The sequence below is a fragment of the Mesorhizobium sp. L48C026A00 genome (assembly GCF_000502375.1).
Lineage (GTDB): Bacteria > Pseudomonadota > Alphaproteobacteria > Rhizobiales > Rhizobiaceae > Mesorhizobium > Mesorhizobium muleiense.
Genome location: NZ_AYWU01000006.1, coordinates 391,722 through 412,123 on the forward strand (window position 1 = coordinate 391,722; position 20,402 = coordinate 412,123).

Here is a 20,402-nt window from a genome sequence, read left to right on the forward strand (position 1 = left end):
CGCATGCGAGTCTGGCGCATGCGCACAGGAGTATCCTTCACCGTTTCGCCGACCGATCGCTAGCGACTGATGGCTGTCGTCAAAGACCGCAATGCGCCGCAGAAGCACGTCTGGCGCGCCGAGATCATGCTACTGAGTGCCGACAGCGCCGGTACCGTCGAGATCATGCGGCAGACCGGCAAGTCGAAGACCTGCGTGTGGCGCTGGCAGGAGCGCTTCGCCGCGGCAGGCTTCGAAGGACTGTTGCGCGACAAGACGCGGCCATCGCGCATTCCGCCTCTCAGTCCCGAAGTGGCGGAGCGCGTGGCGGCGCTGACGTTGCAGGACCCACTTGGCGAAACCACGCACTGGACCGCCGATATGATGGCCGAAGCCGCCGGCATCAGCGCCAGCGCGGTACGCCGCATCTGGAAGGCGCACGGCCTTCAGCCGCACCGCTGGCGGCAGTTCAAGCTGTCCAACGATCCACAGTTCGTCGACAAGCTGCGTGACGTCGTCGGCCTCTATGTCGACCCGCCAGCCCACGCCATCGTGCTGTCTGTCGACGAGAAGAGCCAGATCCAGGCACTCTACCGTACGCAGCCCGCCCTGCCCATGAAGAAGGAAGGCTCGGCACCATGACCCACGACAACCACTCTGTTGCCGCCCTCAACGTGCTCGACGGCACCGTCATCGGCAGGAACATGCAGCGACATCGTCACCAGGAGTTCATCCGCTTCCTCAACGCCATCGATGCCGAGGTGCCGGCCAGCAAGGCCATCCACGTCGTCATCGACAACTATGCCGCCCACAAGCATCCTAAGGTGCGTGCCTGGCTCGACCGCCATCTGCGTTTCACCTTCCACTTCACGCCAACCTCGTGCTCGTGGCTCAACGCGGTCGAGGGCTTCTTCGCTAAACTGTCGAAGCGGCGCCTCAAGCGCGGCGTCTTCCACTCTGTCGTCGACCTCCGGGCTGCCATCAACCGCTACCTCGCAGAACACAATCAGCAACCCAAACCGTTCACTTGGACCGCCGACCCCGACAAAATCATCGCCGCCGTCAAACGTGGGCATCAAGTGTTAGATTCCATCCACGTGGTGAAAATCTGATGGAGTGGATGCCCCCTCCCGACGGCATCGCGATGTGCCAGTTTGGTGATTGCCAGAATCGACCAAGACAGAGAGGGCATCCATAAGTCGTGCTGATGACGCTGTTGGGCGNGGGCATCAAGTGTTAGAGTCCATCCACGTGGTGAAATCTGATGGAGTGGATGCCCCCTCCCGACGGCATCGCGATGTGCCAGTTTGGTGATTGCCAGAATCGACCAAGACAGAGAGGGCATCCATGGAGCAAGTTACCATCATTGGAATCGATCTCGCAAAGCGCGTCTTCCAGATTCACGGGGCGGCGAGTGACGGGAAGGTTGTATTTCGCAAGAAGCTGTCGCGCTCGCAGTTGCTGCCGTTTCTCGCCGGACAACCCCGGTGCACGGTGGCGATGGAGGCGTGCGCGACAGCCCACGAATGGGGGCGTGCGATCGGCACGCTCGGGCATGCCGTCCGGCTCCTGCCGCCGGTCTATGTGAAGCCCTTTGTAAAGCGGCAGAAGAACGACGCGGCTGACGCGGAGGCGATCGCGGAAGCGGCCTCCAGGCCGACAATGCGCTTCGTGGCTGTCAAAACCGAGGAGCAACAGGCGCGGTCGATGATCTTCCGCACGCGCGACCTCCTGGTGCGCCAGCGCACGCAGCTGATAAACGCCCTGCGCGGCCACCTCGCCGAGCACGGGGTCGTCGCCCCACAGGGCCCGGCCCACGTGAAGCGCCTTGCGGATGCAATCGAAGACGAGGAAAGCCTCATCCAGCCGATCGTCCGCGACGTTGGTCGTCTCTACCTCCAGCAGATCGCCATCTACAGCGAGAAGATCGCCGAGCTCGAGAAGACCCTCCATCGCGAGGCCNTCGCAGACGCGGAAAGCCTCATCCAGCCGCTAGTCCGCGCCGTAGGCCGTCTCTACCTCCAGCAGATCGCCATCTACAGCGAGAAGATCGCCGAGCTCGAGAAGACCCTCCATCGCGAGGCCACGCGGAGCGAGACGACGGCGCGCTTGCAAACCATGCCTGGGATCGGACCCATCACCGCCATAGCGATCGAGACGTATGCGCCGCCGCTCGAGACCTTTCGACGTGGCCGCGACTTCGCCGCCTGGCTTGGGCTCGTGCCTCTGCAGAAATCTACGGGTGGAAAACAGAAGCTGGGTCGAACCTCGAAGATGGGGCAGCGTGACATTCGGCGCCTACTAATCGTCGGGGCGATGGCGGTTGTCCGATGGGCGGCTCGGAAGGGCCCGCCTGAAGGATCGTGGCTGGCGCGCATGCTGGCGCGCAAACCGCCTATGCTGGTTGCCATCGCACTGGCCAACAAGATGGCGCGGTCGGCATGGGCCATGCTGACGAAGAGGGAGAACTACCGGGATCCGGCGGTGGCATCAGCTTGATCGACGATCGAGCCGTCGCTCGCCGGTCCGTCGGGATGTGAGGAGGGCAGTGAACAGTAAGGGCAAATGATCGACACGATCGGGACCAGGGAAAGCAGTCAAGTGTATGGAGCCACGAGCTCGCAAATCTGATCCGCACCCGGTCCGCGCATCTCCATACCGGCCCGCGGCATGTGAAGCACGCCGCAACTGCGAGGCCTGACACATGACCGCACCCGATCACATGCCTTCGACGTTCAAAATCCCCTTGCATCAACGGGGGCATCCACACATGACGCTTGGCACCGGAGCCGAAATTCCGGTTTCGACCCCTCTTAACAGGTTTGAGCCCGATGCGGGCATTTAGTCAGTTTGCCTCCACCCCTAGTGACATCGAGCTGACTTGAGTCACCTCAGGGTGTCGAGAAACGCCTTGGCTTCTCTCAGGTCGGGGGTCTCGAAGCCCTCGGAGAACCACTCATTCACGGGCACGAGCAGGGTGTGGGCATCGGCAGGCTTGCCTTGGTCGCGCCACAGCCGGGCAAGACCGGTGGCCGCACGCAACTCCCAGGACTTCGCGGATTGACGCCGGGCGATTTCGATCGCGTGCTCAAATGCGGCGCTCGCCTCATCTGGTCTTCCGTCCGGTAGGGCTGCCAGAAGCTGCCCGCGCAAGCAATACAGTTCGGCCTCCGGCCAACGCTCCCCTGTCCCCTCGACCACTGCCAGAGCCTCATCCAGTGCACCGAGCCCCCGTTGCATGTCCCCCGAGAGGGCACAAGCCTCGGCCAGCAGGCCCAGGAAGAACGGACGCATCCACGCCGCGCCGCTCTTCCCCCAATCCGCAAGCCCGCGCTGGATCGCTTCTATCCCGGCGGCCTCCTGACCGTGACGAGCCATGGCCCAGCCCTGGACCACCGTCGCGCTGGCGGCCCATAGATCCAACTTGTGTTCCCGGGCCAGCTCCAGCAACGCCGCCGCATGCCCCGCGGCCGCGCTGTCGTCGCGGCCGAAAGCCCCCACCAGCGCGCTGTACATCAGGGCAAACCCGAGGGTGTTCTTATGGCCGACCCGGTGGGCTACGGCCAATCCCTCGGCTTGTCGGCGGGATGCCTGATCCGGGTAGCCCAGCAGCCACAGCACCCAGGTCAGGTGGGCGAGCGCGGACACGCCAAGGTCCTGGCCAAAAACAAAGGCCGTCGAACCATGCCGTTCCGGGTCGTACAGCGCAACGGCACACTCGAGGTGCTCGCGGGCGGCGAGCAGCTCGCCTCCCACCTCATCTGTCGCGCCGCACATTCGGTGCGCCAAGCACAGCCGCTCCGGGTCTGGGTGCAGCTCGGCCAAGGCGAGAATTTGCCTGGCCAGCTTCTGCTGCTCGGGAAGCGCCATGCGTACGAATTGGACAGCCCAGAACCCATACAGCACAGGAAACTGTTGTGATGCGTCGCCTACGGCCTCTACCAACTCCTGCGCCCGGGCGAAAGCGGAGGCGGTCTCAGGTGCTGCGTGGCCGTACCGGGCAATGCACGCCTGACCAAGCATATTCTGAAGATGAAGTTCGCGCTCTGCCCGGGCGCGGCTCTCGGGCAAGGTCCGCACGAGGTCAATGCTCCGGGTGAGATGGCCGATGGCTTCCGCAACGGCCGAGCGCCGGAAGGTGCGTTCCCCGGCCCGCTGCCAGTAGTCCGCAGCCCGCTCGGTCAGTTCCGCCTGGGTAAAGTGATGGGCCAGCAGCTCAGGTTGGGTTTCGACCACCTCCGGCCAGCGCTCTTCCAGTACCTGGGCGATCCGGGCGTGCAACTTCTGGCGTGTGCCACGCAGGAGGCTCACGTAGGCGGTGTCCTGCACGAGCGCGTGCTTGAACGTGTAGGTCGCCTCGGGCGGCGTGCCGCGCCGGAACGCGAGACCAGAATTGACGAGCTCGTCCAGTCCCTGCGCCAACGCTGCCTCGGGTAGTCCCGCCACGGCAGCCAGCAGCTCATGGTTGAACTCCCGGCCGAGTGCCGCGCCGATCTGCGCCACCTGCTTGGCGGCCGGCAGCCGATCCAGCCGAGCGGTCAGTGAAGCCTGCAAAGTGCTCGGGATCGGAAGCGCCGAGACAGCAGCATCGGGCTGGCTGGCACTCTCCAGCACGGCTTTGGTCAATTCCTCGATGAACAGGGGCACACCGTCGGTCTGCGCCACGATCCGATCCAGCATTCCGGCCGGTAATGCTTGGCCCACGACCACCTGAGAGGCGAGCGTCGCGGCTTGACGCGGACTGAGACGGCTCAGCGCCATCAAGGTCACGCCCGCCAGACCGACCCAGGGCGCCTCAAACTCCGGCCGGAAGGAGATGACCACCAGCACTGGCAGCGAGGCCAAGCGCATGATCAACCTGTCCAACAGCTCCAGCGAGCTTGGATCGGCCCAATGCACGTCCTCGAACAGCATCAGCACGGGGGATCGGCGGGCCCGTTCATCGAGGATGTGAAGCAGTGCCCCGAAGGTCTGCTCCTTCTTGCGCTCCGGGCTGAGAGCCAGTGGCGGGTACCGCTCGCCACCCGGCACGCCGAGCATCTCGGCAATGAGCGCCAGCTCATGCGAGGCGGCGAGTGGGTGTAGCAGGGTTTCCAGCTTGACGAGCCGAGCCTCCGCAGGCTCGCCGTCCACGAAGCCTACCTCGTTCTTCCAGCGTGCGATGATCGGTTGGAGGGCGCTCTCACGGTGATGGGGCGAGCAGAAGTACTTGAGTTTGAGATGCACCTTTCCAGCTACGTGCTCCTCAAGCGCAGCGATCAGGCGGGACTTGCCGATGCCGGGCTCGCCGGCGATGAGCACGACCTGCCCTTCGCCGCCCTTCGCCTGCCGCCAGCGGCGCAGCAGCAGATCGAGCTCGTCATCGCGCCCGACCAGCGGCGTGAGGGCGGCCGGATGCATCGCGTCGAAGCGGCTCTGAACCATGGCCTCGCCAAGCACCTGCCAGGTGCGGACAGGGCCGGTTAGCCCTTTGAGGTGAACCGAACCAAGCTCGCGGCACTCGAACAGGCCGCCGATGCGCCGCCGTGTTTCTGCGTCGATCACTGCGCATCCAGGATCAGCAAGGGATTGTAGCCGCGCGGCAACGTTCGGGGTCTCGCCGATTACAGCCTGCTCCTGTGCGGCCCCGGCCCCCAGCAGGTCGCCCACGACGGCGAGGCCACTGGCGATGCCGACGCGTGCGGACAACCGCTCATCGGCGGGCGCAATCTGGCCAACCGCTTCCAGCGTGGCCAAGGCGGCGCGTACTGCGCGCTCGGCATCGGCCTCGTCGGCCTGGGGCCAGCCGAAATAGACCAGGACTCCATCGCCCATGTACTTCGCGACGAAGCCGCCGAAGCGACCAACCGTCTCGGCAATGCGGCGGTGGTAGGTCCCGATCACCTCGCGCATGTCCTCGGGGTCCAGGTGCGCGGCGAGCGCCGTGGAGCCGACGAGGTCGACGAACATCACACTAAGTTGGCGCCGCTCCGCCTCAGGGGACGGCAGGGCCACTGTCCCGGAGATCGTGCTCTGTGGCTGGATGGATGGGGACATGGCTGGAGGCGAGCCCGCGCGCACGGCGGCGATGGCGGCGAGCAACTTGCGGCGGTGGCCGATCGAGACGACGCCAAGTCCGCTCAGATCATCGGCGGTGAGGTCGGCTAGGACGCCGCCATCGATGTCGTTCTCGCGGAACGCCTGTTCGTACTGTCCCAGCCCCAGATCGCGCAGCCACGCGCCAATGTCCATGGCCCTCTCCCGGGTTCGTGGCGACCAGAACGCTAAGGTCTTCAATCTACCCCAAAATCGCGGAGAGGGCATGATGAAACGTCACGAGTTACCTTCGGATTAAGGGCAGCTCGTGGCAGCACCAAGCAGACTTTCGCCGCTCTGTCGGCCAGCTTCCGCTTTCCACCTAAAACCGAAGTCTGTATCGGGTACTAAGCGTCAGGTTTTCACCACAAGGTCGTGGCGGCTCGACTTCGTTCTCTTTAGGTTCCGTCTTCTGCCTGACTTGCGCCATCGGAAGCGGTGCGGCCCGCCGCCGATGATCGTTGCGCCTTGTCTTTCCCTCGCGAATCCGGTCTCTCGCGCTGATGGAATTCTCTCCTCAACAGGACGATGCGCTGAAGGCGGTCGCCACCTGGCTCAAGACCGGAAAGCCGCAGCTGTTCCGGCTGTTCGGCTATGCCGGCACCGGCAAGACGACGCTGGCGCGCTATTTCGCCGAGCATGTCGACGGCCAGGTGCAGTTCGCCGCCTTCACCGGCAAGGCGGCGCAGGTGCTGCGTTCCAAGGGCGCGGTCAATGCCCGCACCATCCATTCGCTGATCTATCGGCCGAAGGGGGAGGAATCGGTGGCGGACGAGGTGACCGGCAAGACGTCGATGTCGCCGACCTTTTCGCTCAACCGGCAAAGCCCGATCTCGCGGGCCAAGCTCGTCGTCATCGACGAATGTTCGATGGTCGACGAGCAGCTTGGCCGCGACCTCTTGAGTTTCGGCACGCCGATCCTGGTTCTAGGCGATCCCGGCCAGTTGCCGCCGATCTCGGGCGGCGGCTTCTTCACCGAGCATGAACCGGATATTCTGCTCACCGAGATCCACCGGCAGGCGCGCGACAACCCGATCATTCGGCTGGCGCTCGACGTGCGCGAGGGCCGCGAGTTCATGCGCGGCGACTATGGCGCGGCGCAGGTGATCGGCAAGGAAGACGTCACCCAGGAACTGGTGCTGAAGGCGGACCAGGTGCTGGTCGGCACCAACAGGACGCGGCGTCGCTATAATCAGCGGCTGCGCGAGCTGAAGGGGTTCAATGCCGACTATCCACAGGCCGGCGACAAGCTCGTCTGCCTGCGCAACGACCCAGCCAAGGGACTGCTCAACGGTTCGCTGTGGAAGGTGATGACCTCGTCGCGCGAGACGGTGAAACCCGGCATCAATCTGCTGGTCTCCCCGGAGGAGGACGATCCGGACCGCGGCGTCGCCAAGATCAAGCTGCTCAAAGCGGCGTTCGAGAACCCGGACGCCGACATTCCCTGGCAGCAGAAAAAACGCTTCGACGATTTTGACTATGGCTACGCGCTGACCGTGCACAAGGCGCAAGGCTCTCAGTGGAACGAGATCGTGCTTTTCGACGAAAGCTGGGCGTTCAAGGAAACCCGCCAGCGCTGGCTCTACACGGCAATCACGCGCGCGGCGGAACGGCTGACGATCGTCAGATAGGCCGGTCGAGCTGCTCCCATGGACCAGGAATCCGGGACTGGCACGGGGTCGACCTGCGTCAGCGTGGGGCCAGCGGTGTGGCGCCGAGCCATTCCCAGGCGGATGCTTCGTCCTCTGCCTCGAAATGCCTGAGCTCGACGGATGAGGAAGCAGGCAGCAAGCTCTGCGCGCTGGGTACCCAGTTCGGCTCGCCGAGCGCAGCGCAGCGGCCGACATGCTCCACGGCATGGGCCGTGCCCTGTTCAAGCGTTTCGTCCGACACATCGGCCCAATCGACGCCTTCATGGTCGATCAGGCGCACCAGCACGTCGATCTTCGGGTGCAGCGCGTAGGCCGCCTCCAGCAATCCGAACAGGTTTTCGGCGTCGGCAGCCGTGACATGGCCGACGACGTCGATGGCGAACAGGTCGTCGCGGTCGGTGTCGATGCGGCGAACCGCCGGCACGTCTTCAAGATAATTCACGGGTCTTCCTCTTGCTGGATATTATACGTCCCTCTGGAACACCGAAAACCCCCTGTCTGTTCCGGCCAAAGGCGGTATAGATGGCCGCGATTATGTCCGGACCCGAGAAGCCATGCCTGCAAAACTCTCCGTCAATCTCAATGCCATCGCCATGCTGCGCAACCGGCGCGACCTGCCGTGGCCAAGCCTCATCGGGCTCGGGCGCCTGGCGCTGGCCGCGGGCGCGCATGGCCTGACCGTGCATCCGCGGCCCGACGAGCGGCACACCAGGCATTCCGACCTGCCGCAGATCAGGGCGCTGATCGACGACGAATTCCCCAAGGCAGAGTTCAACATCGAGGGCTATCCGAGCGAGGATTTCCTGGCGCTTGTGGAAAAGCACCAGCCGGAGCAGGTGACGCTGGTGCCCGACGACCCTGCCCAGGCCACCTCCGACCATGGCTGGAACTTTGCCGCCGAGGCGGCGTTCCTGACACCGATGGTCAAACGGCTGAAGAAAGGGGGCTTTCGCGTGTCGTTGTTTTCCGACCCGGATCCGTCAGGCATGAACGCCGCGCGCGACACCGGCGCCGACCGGATCGAGCTCTACACGGGGCCGTATGGCAGCTTTCATTCCGATTCGGCAAAAGCGGCGAATGAGCTGGAAAGATTGGGAAAAACCGCGGATGCAGCACTTGCCGCCGGGCTTCAGGTCAATGCCGGCCACGATCTGGTGGTGAACAACCTGCCCGCATTGGCAAAACGCATCCCGGCATTGGCTGAAGTGTCGATCGGACATGGGTTGACAGCCGATGCGTTGGAGTATGGCATGGCCGGTACGGTCAAAAGATTTCTGAAGGCTTGTGGGTGGTAGAGATGGAAGCCTCGCTTTGCGGAATGGCAGCCATCACGTTGGGGCACTTGATATTGCATCGCAGCAAGCGTAGAGCACCGCGCGCTTATCGGAGTGTCGTCCATGGCCCTTACCAACAGTGGTAGTGAGGCAGAACCAGTCGAACAATCCAGCCATCCTGAGGTCGAAAAGCACAGCACCAAGGTCCTGATGCTGGGCGCTCTCGGCGTGGTCTATGGCGATATCGGCACCAGCCCTATTTATGCGCTTCGCGAAGCACTGCATGCTTCGTCGGGCACCGATCCGCGCAGTGCCGTTCTGGGCATACTGTCGCTGATCGTCTGGGCACTGACGATTATCGTGACCATAAAGTATGTCGCCTTCGTGCTTCGGGCGGATAACAAGGGTGAAGGCGGTACCCTGTCGCTTATGGCGCTGGCCCGGAAAGCCTATCCGGCTGGTTCCGGCATCATTCTTGTCATTGGTCTGTGCGGAGCCGCACTGTTTTTCGGCGATGCGATCATAACGCCGGCCATTTCGGTGCTTTCGGCGGTGGAAGGGCTGAGCGTCGTGACCCCGGCGTTCGATCCATATGTGGTTCCCATTACATTGGTGATTCTTGCCGTCTTGTTCGCCGTGCAGCGCTTCGGGACCGGCAGGGTGGCCTCGGTTTTCGGGCCGGTGACGGCGCTCTGGTTTCTGGCGATCGGCATTGCCGGATTGGTGCATATCCTCGACGATGTCTCGGTCCTTCTGGCAATCAATCCCTATTATGCGGTGGCCTACCTTGCCGAGGCCAAAGCGGGCGCGTTTCTCACCGTCGGCGCGGTTTTTCTGGCGGTTACCGGTGCCGAAGCGCTTTACGTCGATCTCGGACATTTCGGTCGCCGTCCAATCGTGCTGGCCTGGTTCTGGATCGTCTTTCCCTGCCTGCTGCTCAGCTATTTTGGGCAAGGCGCATTCGTTCTTGCTCATGGGGGCGTGCCCGACAATCCGTTCTTCCAGATGCTGCCGGAGTGGGCACTGATACCGATGGTCGGGCTCGCAACAGCAGCGACTGTCATCGCCAGTCAAGCCGTTATCTCCGGAGCGTTTTCGCTGACCCGGCAAGCGGTGCAGCTCAATCTTCTGCCCAGAATCGAAGTTCAGCATACTTCCGAGATGCAGCTTGGCCAGATTTACATGCCACGCGTGAACCTCATTCTCGCGCTCGGCGTAATGCTGCTGGTCGTCGGCTTTGGCAGTTCGAGTTCGCTGGCTTCCGCCTATGGAATTTCGGTGACAGGCGAGATGCTGATGACGACGATCTTGCTGTTCGTGGTGATGCGGTGGCAATGGAAATGGCAGACCGCGCTCGCTGCGGCGCTGGCGCTGCTGTTTGGCACGATCGACACCGGCTTCTTCCTGGCGAATATCGTGAAATTCGTGGAAGGCGGATGGGTTTCAATCGCCGTGGCCTGTATCATGGGGCTGATCATGGGGACCTGGATACGCGGCAGCCGCTATCTGTTCGACAAGACGCGCAGGAACGAGATTCCGCTCGATTTCCTTGCCGCCAATTTGTTGAAGAAGAAGCCGCAGCTGGTGTCCGGCACGGCCGTGTTCCTGACCAGCGATCCGGTCAGCGCGCCGACCGCGCTGATGCACAGCCTGAAGCACTACAAGGTGCTGCACGAACAGAACGTCATCCTCTCGGTGGTGACGGCGCAGCAGCCTGTCGTGCCAGACAGTGACCGGGTCAAGATGGAAACGATCAACGATCTGTTCATGCGGGTGACACTGACCTTCGGCTACATGGAACAGCCCAACATCCCGCGTGCGCTGGCGATCTGCCGCAAGCAGGGCTGGAAATTCGACATTATGACGACCTCCTTCTTCCTGTCGCGGCGCTCGCTCAAGGCCTCACCCAATTCCGGCATGCCGGTGTGGCAGGACAAGCTGTTCATCGGCTTGGCGCGCACGGCAGCCGATGCGACCGAGTATTTCCAGATCCCGACTGGACGTGTGGTTGAGATCGGAACGCAGGTGGCGATTTAGAGCCGCTTCGTCGCGATCCTTCGCGCCCCCCTCTGTCCTGCCGGACATCTCCCCCACAAGTGGGGAGATCGGCAGCTTCGGCCTTACAGCCTTCCTGCGACGCTGAAGATTGGCGAAAACCTCGTGACGGCCAATCTCCCCCCGTGTGGGGGAGATGTCCGGCAGGACAGAGGGGGGCGCTGTCCCGCCGGCTTCGGAAGTCCGGCGCTCTATTCTGGCTCAGCCGGCCAGCGCTGCCTTGTTCGCTTCAAGAAACTGCTTCAGCGATTGCGGCTTCCTGCCTGAAAGCGTCTCGATCGCGTCGGTCACCATGCCGATGCGGCCGGAGCGCGTGTTGGTGTCGAAGGACGTGACGATTGGGGCAAAGCCCTCGGGAACGCCGGCAGCCTTCAGGCCCTCGGTCAACGCCTCGTCCGAAAGCTGGACGACCTCGATCGGCTTGCCGGTGACGTCGGTCACCAGGGCCGCGATCTCGGCGACGGTATGGGCCTGCGGACCGGTCAGCGTGTATGTCGTGCTTTCGGTGGCGCCCGAGGCAAGACCGGCAGCGATCGCCGCGGCCATGTCGTCGCGAGCGCCATGGGCGATGCGGCCGTCAGCTGCGGATGTATACCAGTGTCCCGAGGCAATGGCGTGCGGCAGCGACATGAACAGGTTCTCCTGATACCAGCCGTTGCGAAAAATCGTGTAGGGGATGCCGCTCGCCTTGATCGCCTGCTCGGTACCGTAGTGATCGCCCGCAAACAGCACTGGCGATCCCGGCTCAGGATTGGGCATCGAGGTGTAGAGCAGATGCGAAACGCCGGCCTGCCGCGCGGCTGCGACGGCATTTTCGTGCTGCTTGAGGCGCTTGCCCCCAAGGTCGATCTCGCCGGTCGAGACGATCAGGATCCTGTCGGCGCCCTTGAATGCTTCGACAAGCGACGCGGTGTCATCGAAATCGGCTTGCCTGATGATGACGCCGCGCGCCGTCAGCTCGGCGAGGTTTTCCGGATTGCGGGTGGCGGCGATGATGCGTGCGGGCGGAACCTTGAGCGTGTCCAGCAGATGATCGACGACGCCGCGGCCAAGCTGGCCGGAGGCGCCGGTGACGAGAAGGGTATCGGTCATGGGAAGTCCTGTCGTTGCGCCGGAGCGGCGGGTGCTTGTATAAGTCTCAAAAAGAGACCAGCACTAAAATAGGAATTGACCGACCCTCGTAAAGAAGGCAGTTTTGCGGGAGGTAGGCAGGCGCAGGGAACCAGCGATGGACAGCAAGGTCGTCAGTCTGAAGTCGAAGCTCGAGATTTACAAAGCGTGCAGCGGCGGGGGCAACCTTGCCGACTGTCCGGTGCGCGACGTGATCCAGGGCATCAGCAACAAATGGAGTTCGCTGCTGATGATGGCGCTGGCCGAAAAGCCGTACCGGTTCGGCGAATTGCGGCGGCTGGTGCCCGACATTTCACAGCGCATGCTCACCCAGACGCTGCACGATCTGCAGCGCGACGGCTATGTCCATCGCGAAGTCTTCCCGACCAAACCGCCGAGCGTCGAATACAGTCTGACCGATCTCGGACGCTCGATGTTCGGGCCCCTGCATCAGCTGCTCCAATGGGCCGAGCTCAATCATGGCGCGGTGCGCGCCGCGCGGAACGCTTTCGACGCTGCCGAGACCTGACGCATCGATACCAGGAGATACCAGAGCGACGGCTTGATTTGCCGATAGCGCTGAAGGATGGTCCGGCCTGGGCGAGACGATTCGGCGGCAATGGGCATTTCTCTGGACATCGCGATTGCCGGCGCCGGCCCGGCCGGACTGGCCGCGGCGCTCTATCTGAAACGTGCCGGGCATCGGGTCACCATCTTCGAGCGCTTCGACGAGCCAAAGCCGGTCGGGTCCGGGCTGATCCTGCAGCCGACCGGGCTGACGGTGCTTGCCGATCTTGGTGTGCTCGACGACATCCTGGCGCTGGGCAGCCGCATCGACCGCCTGCATGGCGCCGACGCGAAAACCGGCCGCACCGTGCTCGACGTCCGCTATGCTGCGCAGCGCCGCAGTCGTTTCGGGTTGGCGGTGCACCGGGCGGCCTTGTTCGGCGTGCTTTTCCGCGCCGTCCGGCGCCAGGCGATCGCCATCGAAACCGGCGTCGAGCTCGAGACGCTGGAAACCGGCGAACGGGCAACGCTGATCTGCGGCAACGGGCGAAGGATAGGGCCGTTCGATCTGGTCGTCGATGCCAGCGGTTCGCGCTCCAAATTGCGGCAGCGCGTAGGGAATTCGGGGGAGCCGCGGCCGCTCGCCTATGGCGCGTTCTGGGCGTCACTCGGCTGGCGCGGCGACGGTTTCGACGAGCACGCGCTGCTGCAGCGCTACGACAGAGCGAGCGTGATGATCGGCGTGCTGCCGATCGGCAGGCCGGAGCCGGGCGTCGAGAAGATGGCGGCATTCTTCTGGAGCCTGAAGCCGGCGGATGCAGAGCAGGTCAGGGCGACAGGCCTCGACACCTGGAAGGCGAGGCTGGTTCGGCTGTGGCCCGAATGCGACGCGTTCACGCGCCAGATCGACAGTTTCGATCAGCTTTCGCTGGCGCGTTACGGCCATCACACGCTCAAGGTGCCGGCCGGACGGCGATGGGCGATCATCGGCGACGCGGCGCATTCGACCAGCCCGCAGCTCGGGCAAGGGGCGAACATGGCGCTGCTCGACGCGGCAGCGCTCAACTATGCGCTCATAGGAACGGATCGTGTCGATACTGCGCTGGAGGTCTATGTCCAGGCGCGGCGATGGCATGTCCGGGTGTTTCAGGCGCTGTCGCTGATGCTGACGCCGTTCTACCAGTCGGATTCGACCGTGATGCCGTTCGTCCGCGACAGGCTGGTGGCGTCGGTGGCAAAAATCCCGCCGGCGCCAAACATCCTTGCCTCGATGGTGGCTGGAACCGTGGTCGATCCGTTCAGGCGGATCGGTATCAAGGAAGCGCGGTGGCCGCCTGGTTGCGGCGGATGAGTTTCGAAAGGTGCGAACCCTTCGCTTGCAGAAATGCATGAAGGCGCTGTGGATAGTCCGGGGTGACGGCGTCCATCACCGACTTGCGTTCGTGCAATCGCTTTCGCCAAGCCTCGACACGCGGCTTTCCGCTCAGGATGCCGAACGCGCCGATCCGATCGAAGGCGTCGAAATAGCGGAAGACTGGCCCATAGACTGCATCGACCAGTGAAAAGCGCTCGCCAGCAAACCATGGCCCAGCCCGGCCAGCCGCCAGTTCCGCTTCGAGACGATCGAACATTGCCGACAGAGCTTCGCTTTCGGCAAGGAAGGCGGCCTCGGTCGGAGCGGAATAGAACCGACCAATGGCGTTGAGGATGGCCGAGCCGAACTCGATCCAGGCGCGATGCCGGGCGCGGGCCAGCGGGTCGGCAGGATGCAGTGGGTTGGCCAGCGTTTCCTCGAGAAATTCGAGGATGACCGCCGATTCGAAGATCACGGCTTCCTCGCCATTCTGCGGCACACGCAGCAGCGGTACCTTGCCGAGCGGCGATATCGCCTTGAACCAGGCCGGTTTGTTGGCGAGATCGATGGTGAGGCGTTCGAACGGCACGTCCTTTTCGGCGAGCGAGATCGCCGCGCGCTGCACATAGGGACAAAGGTGGTGGCTGACGAGAACGAGCTTGTCGGTCACCAGGCCGCCCGTCTCCGGGATGTCGGCGATCTCCGAAGTTTCATGCTTCATGACAGGGCCTTCCGATATAAATGCAGTTGCATCTATATAGATGCATTTGCATCCACTGGCAAGCTTGATGCAATTGCATCTATCGCCTATGCTGCATCATGACGGAGAATCCTTCGCCGGCGGCCATCAAAGCCTGGGCGCGCCTGATGCGCGTTTCGCGCCAGCTGCTGGAAAGAGCCGAAGACGCGCTGAAGGACGCCGGCTTGCCGCCGCTTGCCTGGTACGACGTGCTGCATGAGCTTGCCGAAGCCGGCGAGGGCGGCTTGCGGCCGTTCCAGCTGATCGAGCGCACGCTGTTTGCGCAGTACAACGTCTCGCGGCTGCTGGCGCGGCTCGAAGCGGACGGGCTGGTCGAGAAGCTCAGGGTTGCCGATGACGGTCGCGGACAGACTGTCCGCATTACGCGGAAGGGGCGCGAGACGCGCCGCCGGATGTGGGCCGTCTACGGGCGATCGATTGCCGAGCTGGTCGGCGCCAGGCTCTCCAATGATGACCTGGAAACCTTGTCGGCTCTGCTCGGGCGGCTGCGTCATCCGGCGATGCCGGAGTGATGTGGTCCGGCTGGCGCTGAAGGTCGCTTGCAGCGACGTCAGACACTTCCCCGGAGGAATGCCAGTGCCGCCAGCACGCCAAGCATGACGCGACCCAGATGCAGATTGCCCCATTTGACGATCAGCGCCCTCGCTTGCAGATTGACGGCGGCCGCGTCCATCGCCTCCAGCAACCGGTTTGTCGGCATCATTACGATCAGCGTCCATGGCCATGGCAGGATGATCAGCACCGCCCCCGTGAGATAGGCGAGACTGCCGGTCTGCCACCAGGCAACGACACCAAGAACACAGGCGACGACGGCAATCGACGCCTGCATAGCGGCGCCGCGCTTGTAGGAAGGCTGCCATTCCTGCAGCAGTGCACGGTCGTCGAGGCGAAGCCGCGCCGGTTGCTCGGCAACGCTGATATAGATGGCGGCGCCCGCGAAAGCGGCGGCAACAGTCAATGCAAGCAGGCCGACGAGCATTTTTCTCTCCGCGATAAGCCGTACGAGCGGTCGCCGTTTCGAGCGGTGGCCGTTCCGGCCTGGAAGTGTCAAAAAGCGGAGATAGGGCTTGCCCCGGGTCCGACAATACGTCATAGAGATGCCGAACCGTAACGTACGGTACGGTCCTGGCCGCCGCCGTTATCGAGCAGGAAAAGAGTTTGTTGCAGGCAAGCGTCGACATCGACACCAGCGAAGCGCTGACCGAGCGGCAGAAAGCCGTGCTCGACGCCGCACTTCGCCTGCTGGTCGAGGAGGGCGATCAGTTGACCATGACCGCGGTGGCGCGGCGGGCAAGCTGTTCCAAGGAAACGCTCTACAAATGGTTCGGCGATCGCGACGGGCTGTTGACGGCAATTGTTCAATGGCAGGCCTCCAAGGTGCGGGTGGTGCCGGTCGACGGCAAGGGGCTTAACCTTGCTTCGCTGACGGTGAGCCTCGCACGTTTCGCTTCGGACTGGCTCAAGGTGATTTCGAGCGACACATCGATCGCGCTGAACCGCGTCGCCATTGGCCGTGCCGGGTCGGGGAACGACGATCTTGGCGCCATCGTGCTGGAGAACGGGCGCTTCGCGCTGGCCCGGCGCCTGAAGCCGGTGCTGGAGGCCGGCCGGCAGGCCGGGCTTCTCGAGTTCTCGGATGCCGAAGAGGCATTCCGCACCTTTTTCGGGCTGGTCGCCCGCGACGTGCAGATCCGCCTGCTGCTCGGCGACCGGCTAAAATTGACTGATGCGGCGATTGGCGGCGATGCCGTCCGGGCGACGCAGCAGTTTCTCGCTCTTTACGGAGCAAAAACCGGGCCGCAAGGCCCCTAGAGCCGGATGATTTCAGGTCAAGTCGACCTGAAATCTGAATCCGGCTCTAAATCAAAGAGATAGAGCATGATGTCGTCCGAAAACCGCTTCACACTTTTCGGCATCATGCTCTNGAAATCTGAATCCGGCTCTAAATCAAAGAGATAGAGCATGATGTCGTCCGAAAACCGCTTCACACTTTTCGGCATTATGCTCTGAATTCAAAAACGGGAAGGAAGAAAAATGCGTGTCTATTACGATCGCGACGCCGATCTCAACCTGATCAAGGGCAAGAAGGTCGCCATCATCGGCTATGGCAGCCAGGGCCGGGCGCATGCGCTCAATCTCAAGGATTCTGGCGTTGGGGAAATCGCCATCGGCCTCAAGGCCGGCTCGGCGACCGCCCAAAAAGTCGAGGCCGACGGGCTCAAGGTGATGAGCGTGGCGGACGCCGCCAAATGGGCCGACCTGATGATGATGGCGACGCCGGACGAGCTGCAGGCCGACATCTACAAGTCCGAAATCGCGCCGAACATCCGCGATGGCGCGGCGATCGCCTTTGCCCACGGCCTCAACGTGCACTTTGGCCTGATCGAGCCGAAGGCCTCGGTCGACGTCGTCATGATCGCGCCGAAGGGGCCCGGCCACACGGTGCGCGGCGAATACCAGAAGGGCGGCGGCGTGCCGTGCCTGGTCGCGGTCAACCAGGACGCTTCGGGCAACGCGCTTGATCTCGCTCTGTCCTATGCCTGCGGCGTCGGCGGCGGCCGTTCGGGCATCATCGAGACCAATTTCCGCGAGGAATGCGAGACCGACCTGTTTGGCGAGCAGGTGGTGCTGTGCGGCGGTCTGGTCGAGCTGATCCGCGCTGGCTTCGAGACGCTTGTGGAGGCCGGCTACGCACCGGAAATGGCCTATTTCGAGTGCCTGCACGAGGTCAAGCTGATCGTCGACCTGATCTATGAAGGCGGCATCGCCAACATGAACTACTCGATCTCGAACACCGCCGAATGGGGCGAATATGTTTCGGGCCCGCGCATCATCACCGCCGAGACCAAGGCCGAGATGAAGCGCGTGCTGAAGGATATCCAGACCGGCAAGTTCACCTCAGAATGGATGCAGGAGTATCGCGCCGGCATGTCGCGCTTCAAGGGCATCCGCCGCAACAATGACAGCCATCAGATCGAGGAAGTCGGCGCCAAGCTGCGCGCGATGATGCCGTGGATTTCGAAGAACAAGCTGGTCGACAAGGCCAAGAACTGACCGAAATCCCCGTTCGTTTCCTTGCGCGTCCTCGGGCTTCGCCCTGCGGGCGCGCGGAGATTTCGAAGAACAAATTGGTCGACAAGGCCAAGAACTGACCGAAATCCGCAATTTTATCGTTGCACAGGAAAAGCCGGCGGAGCGCTCCGCCGGCTTTTACATGAAGGCCGTGTGGTTGGGTGGTTGGAGAATGCGGTTCAGGGGATTTAGCCGTAGTGCCAGGGGGGCTTTGGCTCGGTGCCGGTGAACATCACGCCGATGCGGTCCTCGCGGCGCCAGCGGACCACTGCCTTGTAGGCGATGCCGTCGGTCGGCACATAGAGCAGGAACTCGTCGGGCACGCGAGCGTCGATCGAGACCATCAATTCGGCGCCGCCGTCATGCATGTTGCGCACCGTGCACGTGACCTCGGACCTGGTGATGCCGGTCAGGATCGTCGCGCCCTTGAAGACGCGCTGCCTGCGTTTGTCCCTGTTTTCGTCTTCAGCCATCGCGCATAATCCCTGGTGCGATCGGCAGGATAATTAGGCCCGCCTGATAAACATAGCGTTATCGTCGGTGGCGAAACGATTTCGCGGTGCCCTGGCCGGACAAAGAACAGTTCAGAAGAAGGCTTAGCCAGACGGAAACGGCGCCGCGAGGGGCGGCGCCGCCTGGAATGCATCAGTCGATCAGCTATAGGGCGACCAGCATTGCTGGCGCGGGCCGTTATAGGGTTGGAACGTGTTGTCCCAGGTGCGATACGACCGGTAACGATTGTAGCACCACCGGACGTGAGCGCTGGAAAGCCGCCCGGCACGATAATAGCGGCGCGGCGCATAGTAACCGTTGTTGTAGTAGCCCCGGTTGTAGTAGCCTTGGTTGTAGTAGCCCTGGTACAGGCTGCCAAGGCCGAACCCAAGGCCCAAACCGAGAAGCGCGGCGGCGCCGTTGTCGTCGTCGTCGTAGTAACGGCCGTAATAGCCGCCACCGTAGTACCGGCCGTAATGGCCGCCACCGTAGTACCGGCCACGATTATGGCGCCAGTGCCGCCCACCGTTCCAGTTGCGGCGCCAGTGCCGCCCACCGTTCCAGTTGCCACGGTTCCAATTGCCACGGTTCCAGTTCCGGGAGAAATTACGGCCACGCATCCAGACGTTATTATTGCCGCCAGCCCAGCTCTCGCGCACCGGCACGATTTCGCGTGCCGCGGCAGCAGTTGGGAGCGGGACGTCAGGCTGAATGGGCCCGGCCATGGAAGGCGCCGAGAGGCCGGAAACAAGACCCAAGGTCAACATGCCCGATCGAATGGTAGTCAAAAAGAGCGGTTTCATTTCACTCTCCGAAAATTCAGGCCCCACTCAGACTAACCCTTAATCATGGACCTTTGCGTCTGAACGGAAGATGAACGGAAACGTTCCATCAACCATGAATGGGCATCGCCCAGCCCCCTTGTTTTCGGCTGCGCTTGTGGGCAAAGGTCACCGCCATGTCCCTGCGCCTCGCCACCTTCAATGTGGAAAACCTGATGAACAGGTTCGATTTTTCCGGATACCGCAACCAGCTCCATGAAGATCGCACGCTGGCGCTCTTCGATATCCAGAGCGAGGCCGAATACAAAATGCTGGAACAGGCGCGGGCGATCGCGCTATCCGACGACACGCGCCAGCTGACGGCACTGGCCATCGCAGCCACCCGCGCCGACATCATCTGCATGCAGGAGGTCGACAATATCGAGGCGCTGAAGGCTTTCGAATACGGCTATCTGTTCAAGATGGTCGGGCATGGCTACCGCCAGAAATACACCACAGCCGGCAATGATTCGCGCGGCATCGATGTCGCCGTGATGATGCGTAACGAGACCGCGCAGGGCCAGCCGGTCGAATTCGTGCGCATGACAAGCCACGCCTATGTCACGTTCGAACAATTCGGCCTGCACACGCCGGAACTGGCAGCGCTTGGGCATCAGGCCAACCAGCGCATCTTCCGGCGCGACTGCCTGGAAATCGACCTGACCGTCGGTGGCGTGCCGCTGACGCTCTATCTGGTGCACTTCAAGTCGATGGGCTCGCCCCGCAACGGTCTCGACGGGCGCCAGGCGACAATGCCGCTGCGCATCGCCGAGGCGCAAGCGGTGCGCCGGATCATCGAGGAGCGTTTCGGTGGGGACCATGCCGCCGATAAAAGCTGGGCGATCTGCGGCGACATGAATGACTATCGGCAGCGCGTGAAGATCTCCGGCGACGCCTTTGACGGCTACCGCTTCGAGGTGATCGATGAGAGCCAGTCCTGCCTCAACGTGCTCACCGCCGGCGGCTTTTGCGAGAATGCGGTCGAGCGGCGCCCGGAAATGGACCGTTGGACCTTATACCATACGCGCGGACCGCAAGAGCGGCATCTGTGCCAGCTCGACTACATCCTGTTGTCGAAGGCACTGGCAGCCAAGAATGCGACCGCCGTTCCCGACATCATCCGCAACGGCCAGCCCTGGCGCACGATCCTTCCGGCGGGCCAGGAGGTGGACCGCTTTCCGCGTGCCGGCTGGGACCGGCCGAAGGCGTCGGATCATTGTCCGGTGGCGATCACCCTGGAAATAGCCTGAG

The 20,402-nt window shown here is 63.0% G+C and carries 17 protein-coding genes and 1 pseudogene; 11 read left to right on the forward strand and 7 right to left on the reverse strand.

Features of this window, described 5'->3' with window-relative positions:
- Positions 1–69: 69 nt before the first annotated feature.
- Together X738_RS55840 and X738_RS82530 are read left to right on the forward strand one after the other, a co-directional pair.
- Positions 70–1,091 (forward strand): annotated as a pseudogene (locus X738_RS55840) (IS630 family transposase).
- A 235-nt stretch (positions 1,092–1,326) separates the two neighbouring features.
- Complete coding sequence (locus X738_RS82530) at positions 1,327–2,478, forward strand: IS110 family transposase (RefSeq protein WP_023798810.1); 1,152 nt, start codon at positions 1,327–1,329, stop codon at positions 2,476–2,478.
- A 387-nt stretch (positions 2,479–2,865) separates the two neighbouring features.
- Here X738_RS82530 and X738_RS55850 read toward each other — a convergent pair whose 3' ends face one another.
- Complete coding sequence (locus tag X738_RS55850; RefSeq protein ID WP_023798811.1) at positions 2,866–6,210, reverse strand: adenylate/guanylate cyclase domain-containing protein; 3,345 nt, start codon at positions 6,208–6,210, stop codon at positions 2,866–2,868.
- A 347-nt stretch (positions 6,211–6,557) separates the two neighbouring features.
- Between X738_RS55850 and X738_RS55855 the strand changes: the two genes are divergently transcribed.
- Positions 6,558–7,685 carry an ATP-dependent DNA helicase gene (locus X738_RS55855; RefSeq protein WP_023798812.1) on the forward strand — a complete coding sequence of 376 codons (1,128 nt, stop codon included), beginning with the start codon at positions 6,558–6,560 and terminating at the stop codon, positions 7,683–7,685.
- Positions 7,686–7,743: 58 nt separating this feature from the next.
- Here X738_RS55855 and X738_RS55860 read toward each other — a convergent pair whose 3' ends face one another.
- Positions 7,744–8,148 (reverse strand): STAS/SEC14 domain-containing protein, encoded by a 405-nt coding sequence (locus tag X738_RS55860; RefSeq protein WP_023798813.1) that lies wholly within the window; start codon positions 8,146–8,148, stop codon positions 7,744–7,746.
- 112 nt (positions 8,149–8,260) lie between these two features.
- Between X738_RS55860 and X738_RS55865 the strand changes: the two genes are divergently transcribed.
- Positions 8,261–9,001 carry a pyridoxine 5'-phosphate synthase gene (locus X738_RS55865; RefSeq protein ID WP_023798814.1) on the forward strand — a complete coding sequence of 247 codons (741 nt, stop codon included), beginning with the start codon at positions 8,261–8,263 and terminating at the stop codon, positions 8,999–9,001.
- Positions 9,002–9,103: 102 nt separating this feature from the next.
- Positions 9,104–11,017 carry a potassium transporter Kup gene (locus tag X738_RS55870; protein WP_023798815.1) on the forward strand — a complete coding sequence of 638 codons (1,914 nt, stop codon included), beginning with the start codon at positions 9,104–9,106 and terminating at the stop codon, positions 11,015–11,017.
- A gap of 219 nt (positions 11,018–11,236) precedes the next feature.
- Here the strand turns inward: X738_RS55870 and X738_RS55875 are convergent, their stop codons facing one another.
- Positions 11,237–12,127: an SDR family oxidoreductase gene (locus X738_RS55875; protein WP_023798816.1), complete on the reverse strand. Its 891-nt coding sequence runs from the start codon at positions 12,125–12,127 to the stop codon at positions 11,237–11,239.
- A 136-nt stretch (positions 12,128–12,263) separates the two neighbouring features.
- On the opposite strand from X738_RS55875, the gene X738_RS55880 reads away from it, so the two are divergent.
- Positions 12,264–12,674, forward strand: a complete 411-nt coding sequence (locus X738_RS55880; protein WP_023798817.1) for a winged helix-turn-helix transcriptional regulator — start codon at positions 12,264–12,266, stop codon at positions 12,672–12,674.
- Positions 12,675–12,731: 57 nt separating this feature from the next.
- Complete coding sequence (locus tag X738_RS55885; RefSeq protein ID WP_023798818.1) at positions 12,732–14,003, forward strand: FAD-dependent oxidoreductase; 1,272 nt, start codon at positions 12,732–12,734, stop codon at positions 14,001–14,003.
- On the opposite strand, the gene X738_RS55890 is transcribed toward X738_RS55885, so the two are convergent.
- Positions 13,966–14,727: a glutathione S-transferase family protein gene (locus X738_RS55890; protein WP_084833688.1), complete on the reverse strand. Its 762-nt coding sequence runs from the start codon at positions 14,725–14,727 to the stop codon at positions 13,966–13,968. The genes X738_RS55885 and X738_RS55890 overlap by 38 nt on opposite strands.
- 98 nt (positions 14,728–14,825) lie before the next feature.
- Here X738_RS55890 and X738_RS55895 point away from each other — a divergent pair, with 98 nt between their 5' ends.
- Positions 14,826–15,278 (forward strand): MarR family winged helix-turn-helix transcriptional regulator, encoded by a 453-nt coding sequence (locus X738_RS55895; RefSeq protein WP_023798820.1) that lies wholly within the window; start codon positions 14,826–14,828, stop codon positions 15,276–15,278.
- A 38-nt stretch (positions 15,279–15,316) separates the two neighbouring features.
- On the opposite strand, the gene X738_RS55900 is transcribed toward X738_RS55895, so the two are convergent.
- Positions 15,317–15,745: a DUF1772 domain-containing protein gene (locus X738_RS55900; RefSeq protein ID WP_023798821.1), complete on the reverse strand. Its 429-nt coding sequence runs from the start codon at positions 15,743–15,745 to the stop codon at positions 15,317–15,319.
- A gap of 179 nt (positions 15,746–15,924) precedes the next feature.
- Here X738_RS55900 and X738_RS55905 point away from each other — a divergent pair, with 179 nt between their 5' ends.
- Both X738_RS55905 and ilvC read left to right on the forward strand, forming a co-directional pair.
- The gene (locus tag X738_RS55905; RefSeq protein ID WP_023798822.1) at positions 15,925–16,578 is read left to right on the forward strand and encodes a TetR/AcrR family transcriptional regulator; all 654 of its coding nucleotides are present in this window, start codon (positions 15,925–15,927) and stop codon (positions 16,576–16,578) included.
- Positions 16,579–16,800: 222 nt separating this feature from the next.
- Positions 16,801–17,820: a ketol-acid reductoisomerase gene (gene ilvC, locus X738_RS55910; RefSeq protein WP_023798824.1), complete on the forward strand. Its 1,020-nt coding sequence runs from the start codon at positions 16,801–16,803 to the stop codon at positions 17,818–17,820.
- Between the two features lie 206 nt (positions 17,821–18,026).
- Here ilvC and X738_RS55915 read toward each other — a convergent pair whose 3' ends face one another.
- Positions 18,027–18,311 (reverse strand): PilZ domain-containing protein, encoded by a 285-nt coding sequence (locus tag X738_RS55915; protein WP_023798825.1) that lies wholly within the window; start codon positions 18,309–18,311, stop codon positions 18,027–18,029.
- A gap of 180 nt (positions 18,312–18,491) precedes the next feature.
- Positions 18,492–19,133, reverse strand: a complete 642-nt coding sequence (locus X738_RS55920) for a BA14K family protein (protein WP_023798826.1) — start codon at positions 19,131–19,133, stop codon at positions 18,492–18,494.
- Positions 19,134–19,288: 155 nt separating this feature from the next.
- Between X738_RS55920 and X738_RS55925 the strand changes: the two genes are divergently transcribed.
- Positions 19,289–20,401, forward strand: coding sequence for an endonuclease/exonuclease/phosphatase family protein (locus X738_RS55925; protein WP_023798827.1), 1,113 nt, complete (start codon positions 19,289–19,291; stop codon positions 20,399–20,401).
- The last annotated feature ends 1 nt before the right edge of the window (position 20,402 follow it).

What these genes read in the sequence shown, in the direction of transcription:
- X738_RS55850 (WP_023798811.1), bottom strand. Translation starts at nt 6,210, where the DNA reads ATGGACATTGGCGCGTGGCTGCGCGATCTGGGGCTGGGACAGTACGAA.
- X738_RS55855 (WP_023798812.1), top strand. Translation starts at nt 6,558, where the DNA reads ATGGAATTCTCTCCTCAACAGGACGATGCGCTGAAGGCGGTCGCCACC.
- X738_RS55865 (WP_023798814.1), top strand. Translation starts at nt 8,261, where the DNA reads ATGCCTGCAAAACTCTCCGTCAATCTCAATGCCATCGCCATGCTGCGC.
- X738_RS55870 (WP_023798815.1), top strand. Translation starts at nt 9,104, where the DNA reads ATGGCCCTTACCAACAGTGGTAGTGAGGCAGAACCAGTCGAACAATCC.
- X738_RS55875 (WP_023798816.1), bottom strand. Translation starts at nt 12,127, where the DNA reads ATGACCGATACCCTTCTCGTCACCGGCGCCTCCGGCCAGCTTGGCCGC.
- X738_RS55880 (WP_023798817.1), top strand. Translation starts at nt 12,264, where the DNA reads ATGGACAGCAAGGTCGTCAGTCTGAAGTCGAAGCTCGAGATTTACAAA.
- X738_RS55885 (WP_023798818.1), top strand. Translation starts at nt 12,732, where the DNA reads ATGGTCCGGCCTGGGCGAGACGATTCGGCGGCAATGGGCATTTCTCTG.
- X738_RS55890 (WP_084833688.1), bottom strand. Translation starts at nt 14,727, where the DNA reads ATGAAGCATGAAACTTCGGAGATCGCCGACATCCCGGAGACGGGCGGC.
- X738_RS55895 (WP_023798820.1), top strand. Translation starts at nt 14,826, where the DNA reads ATGACGGAGAATCCTTCGCCGGCGGCCATCAAAGCCTGGGCGCGCCTG.
- X738_RS55900 (WP_023798821.1), bottom strand. Translation starts at nt 15,745, where the DNA reads ATGCTCGTCGGCCTGCTTGCATTGACTGTTGCCGCCGCTTTCGCGGGC.
- ilvC (WP_023798824.1), top strand. Translation starts at nt 16,801, where the DNA reads ATGCGTGTCTATTACGATCGCGACGCCGATCTCAACCTGATCAAGGGC.
- X738_RS55915 (WP_023798825.1), bottom strand. Translation starts at nt 18,311, where the DNA reads ATGGCTGAAGACGAAAACAGGGACAAACGCAGGCAGCGCGTCTTCAAG.
- X738_RS55920 (WP_023798826.1), bottom strand. Translation starts at nt 19,133, where the DNA reads ATGAAACCGCTCTTTTTGACTACCATTCGATCGGGCATGTTGACCTTG.
- X738_RS55925 (WP_023798827.1), top strand. Translation starts at nt 19,289, where the DNA reads ATGTCCCTGCGCCTCGCCACCTTCAATGTGGAAAACCTGATGAACAGG.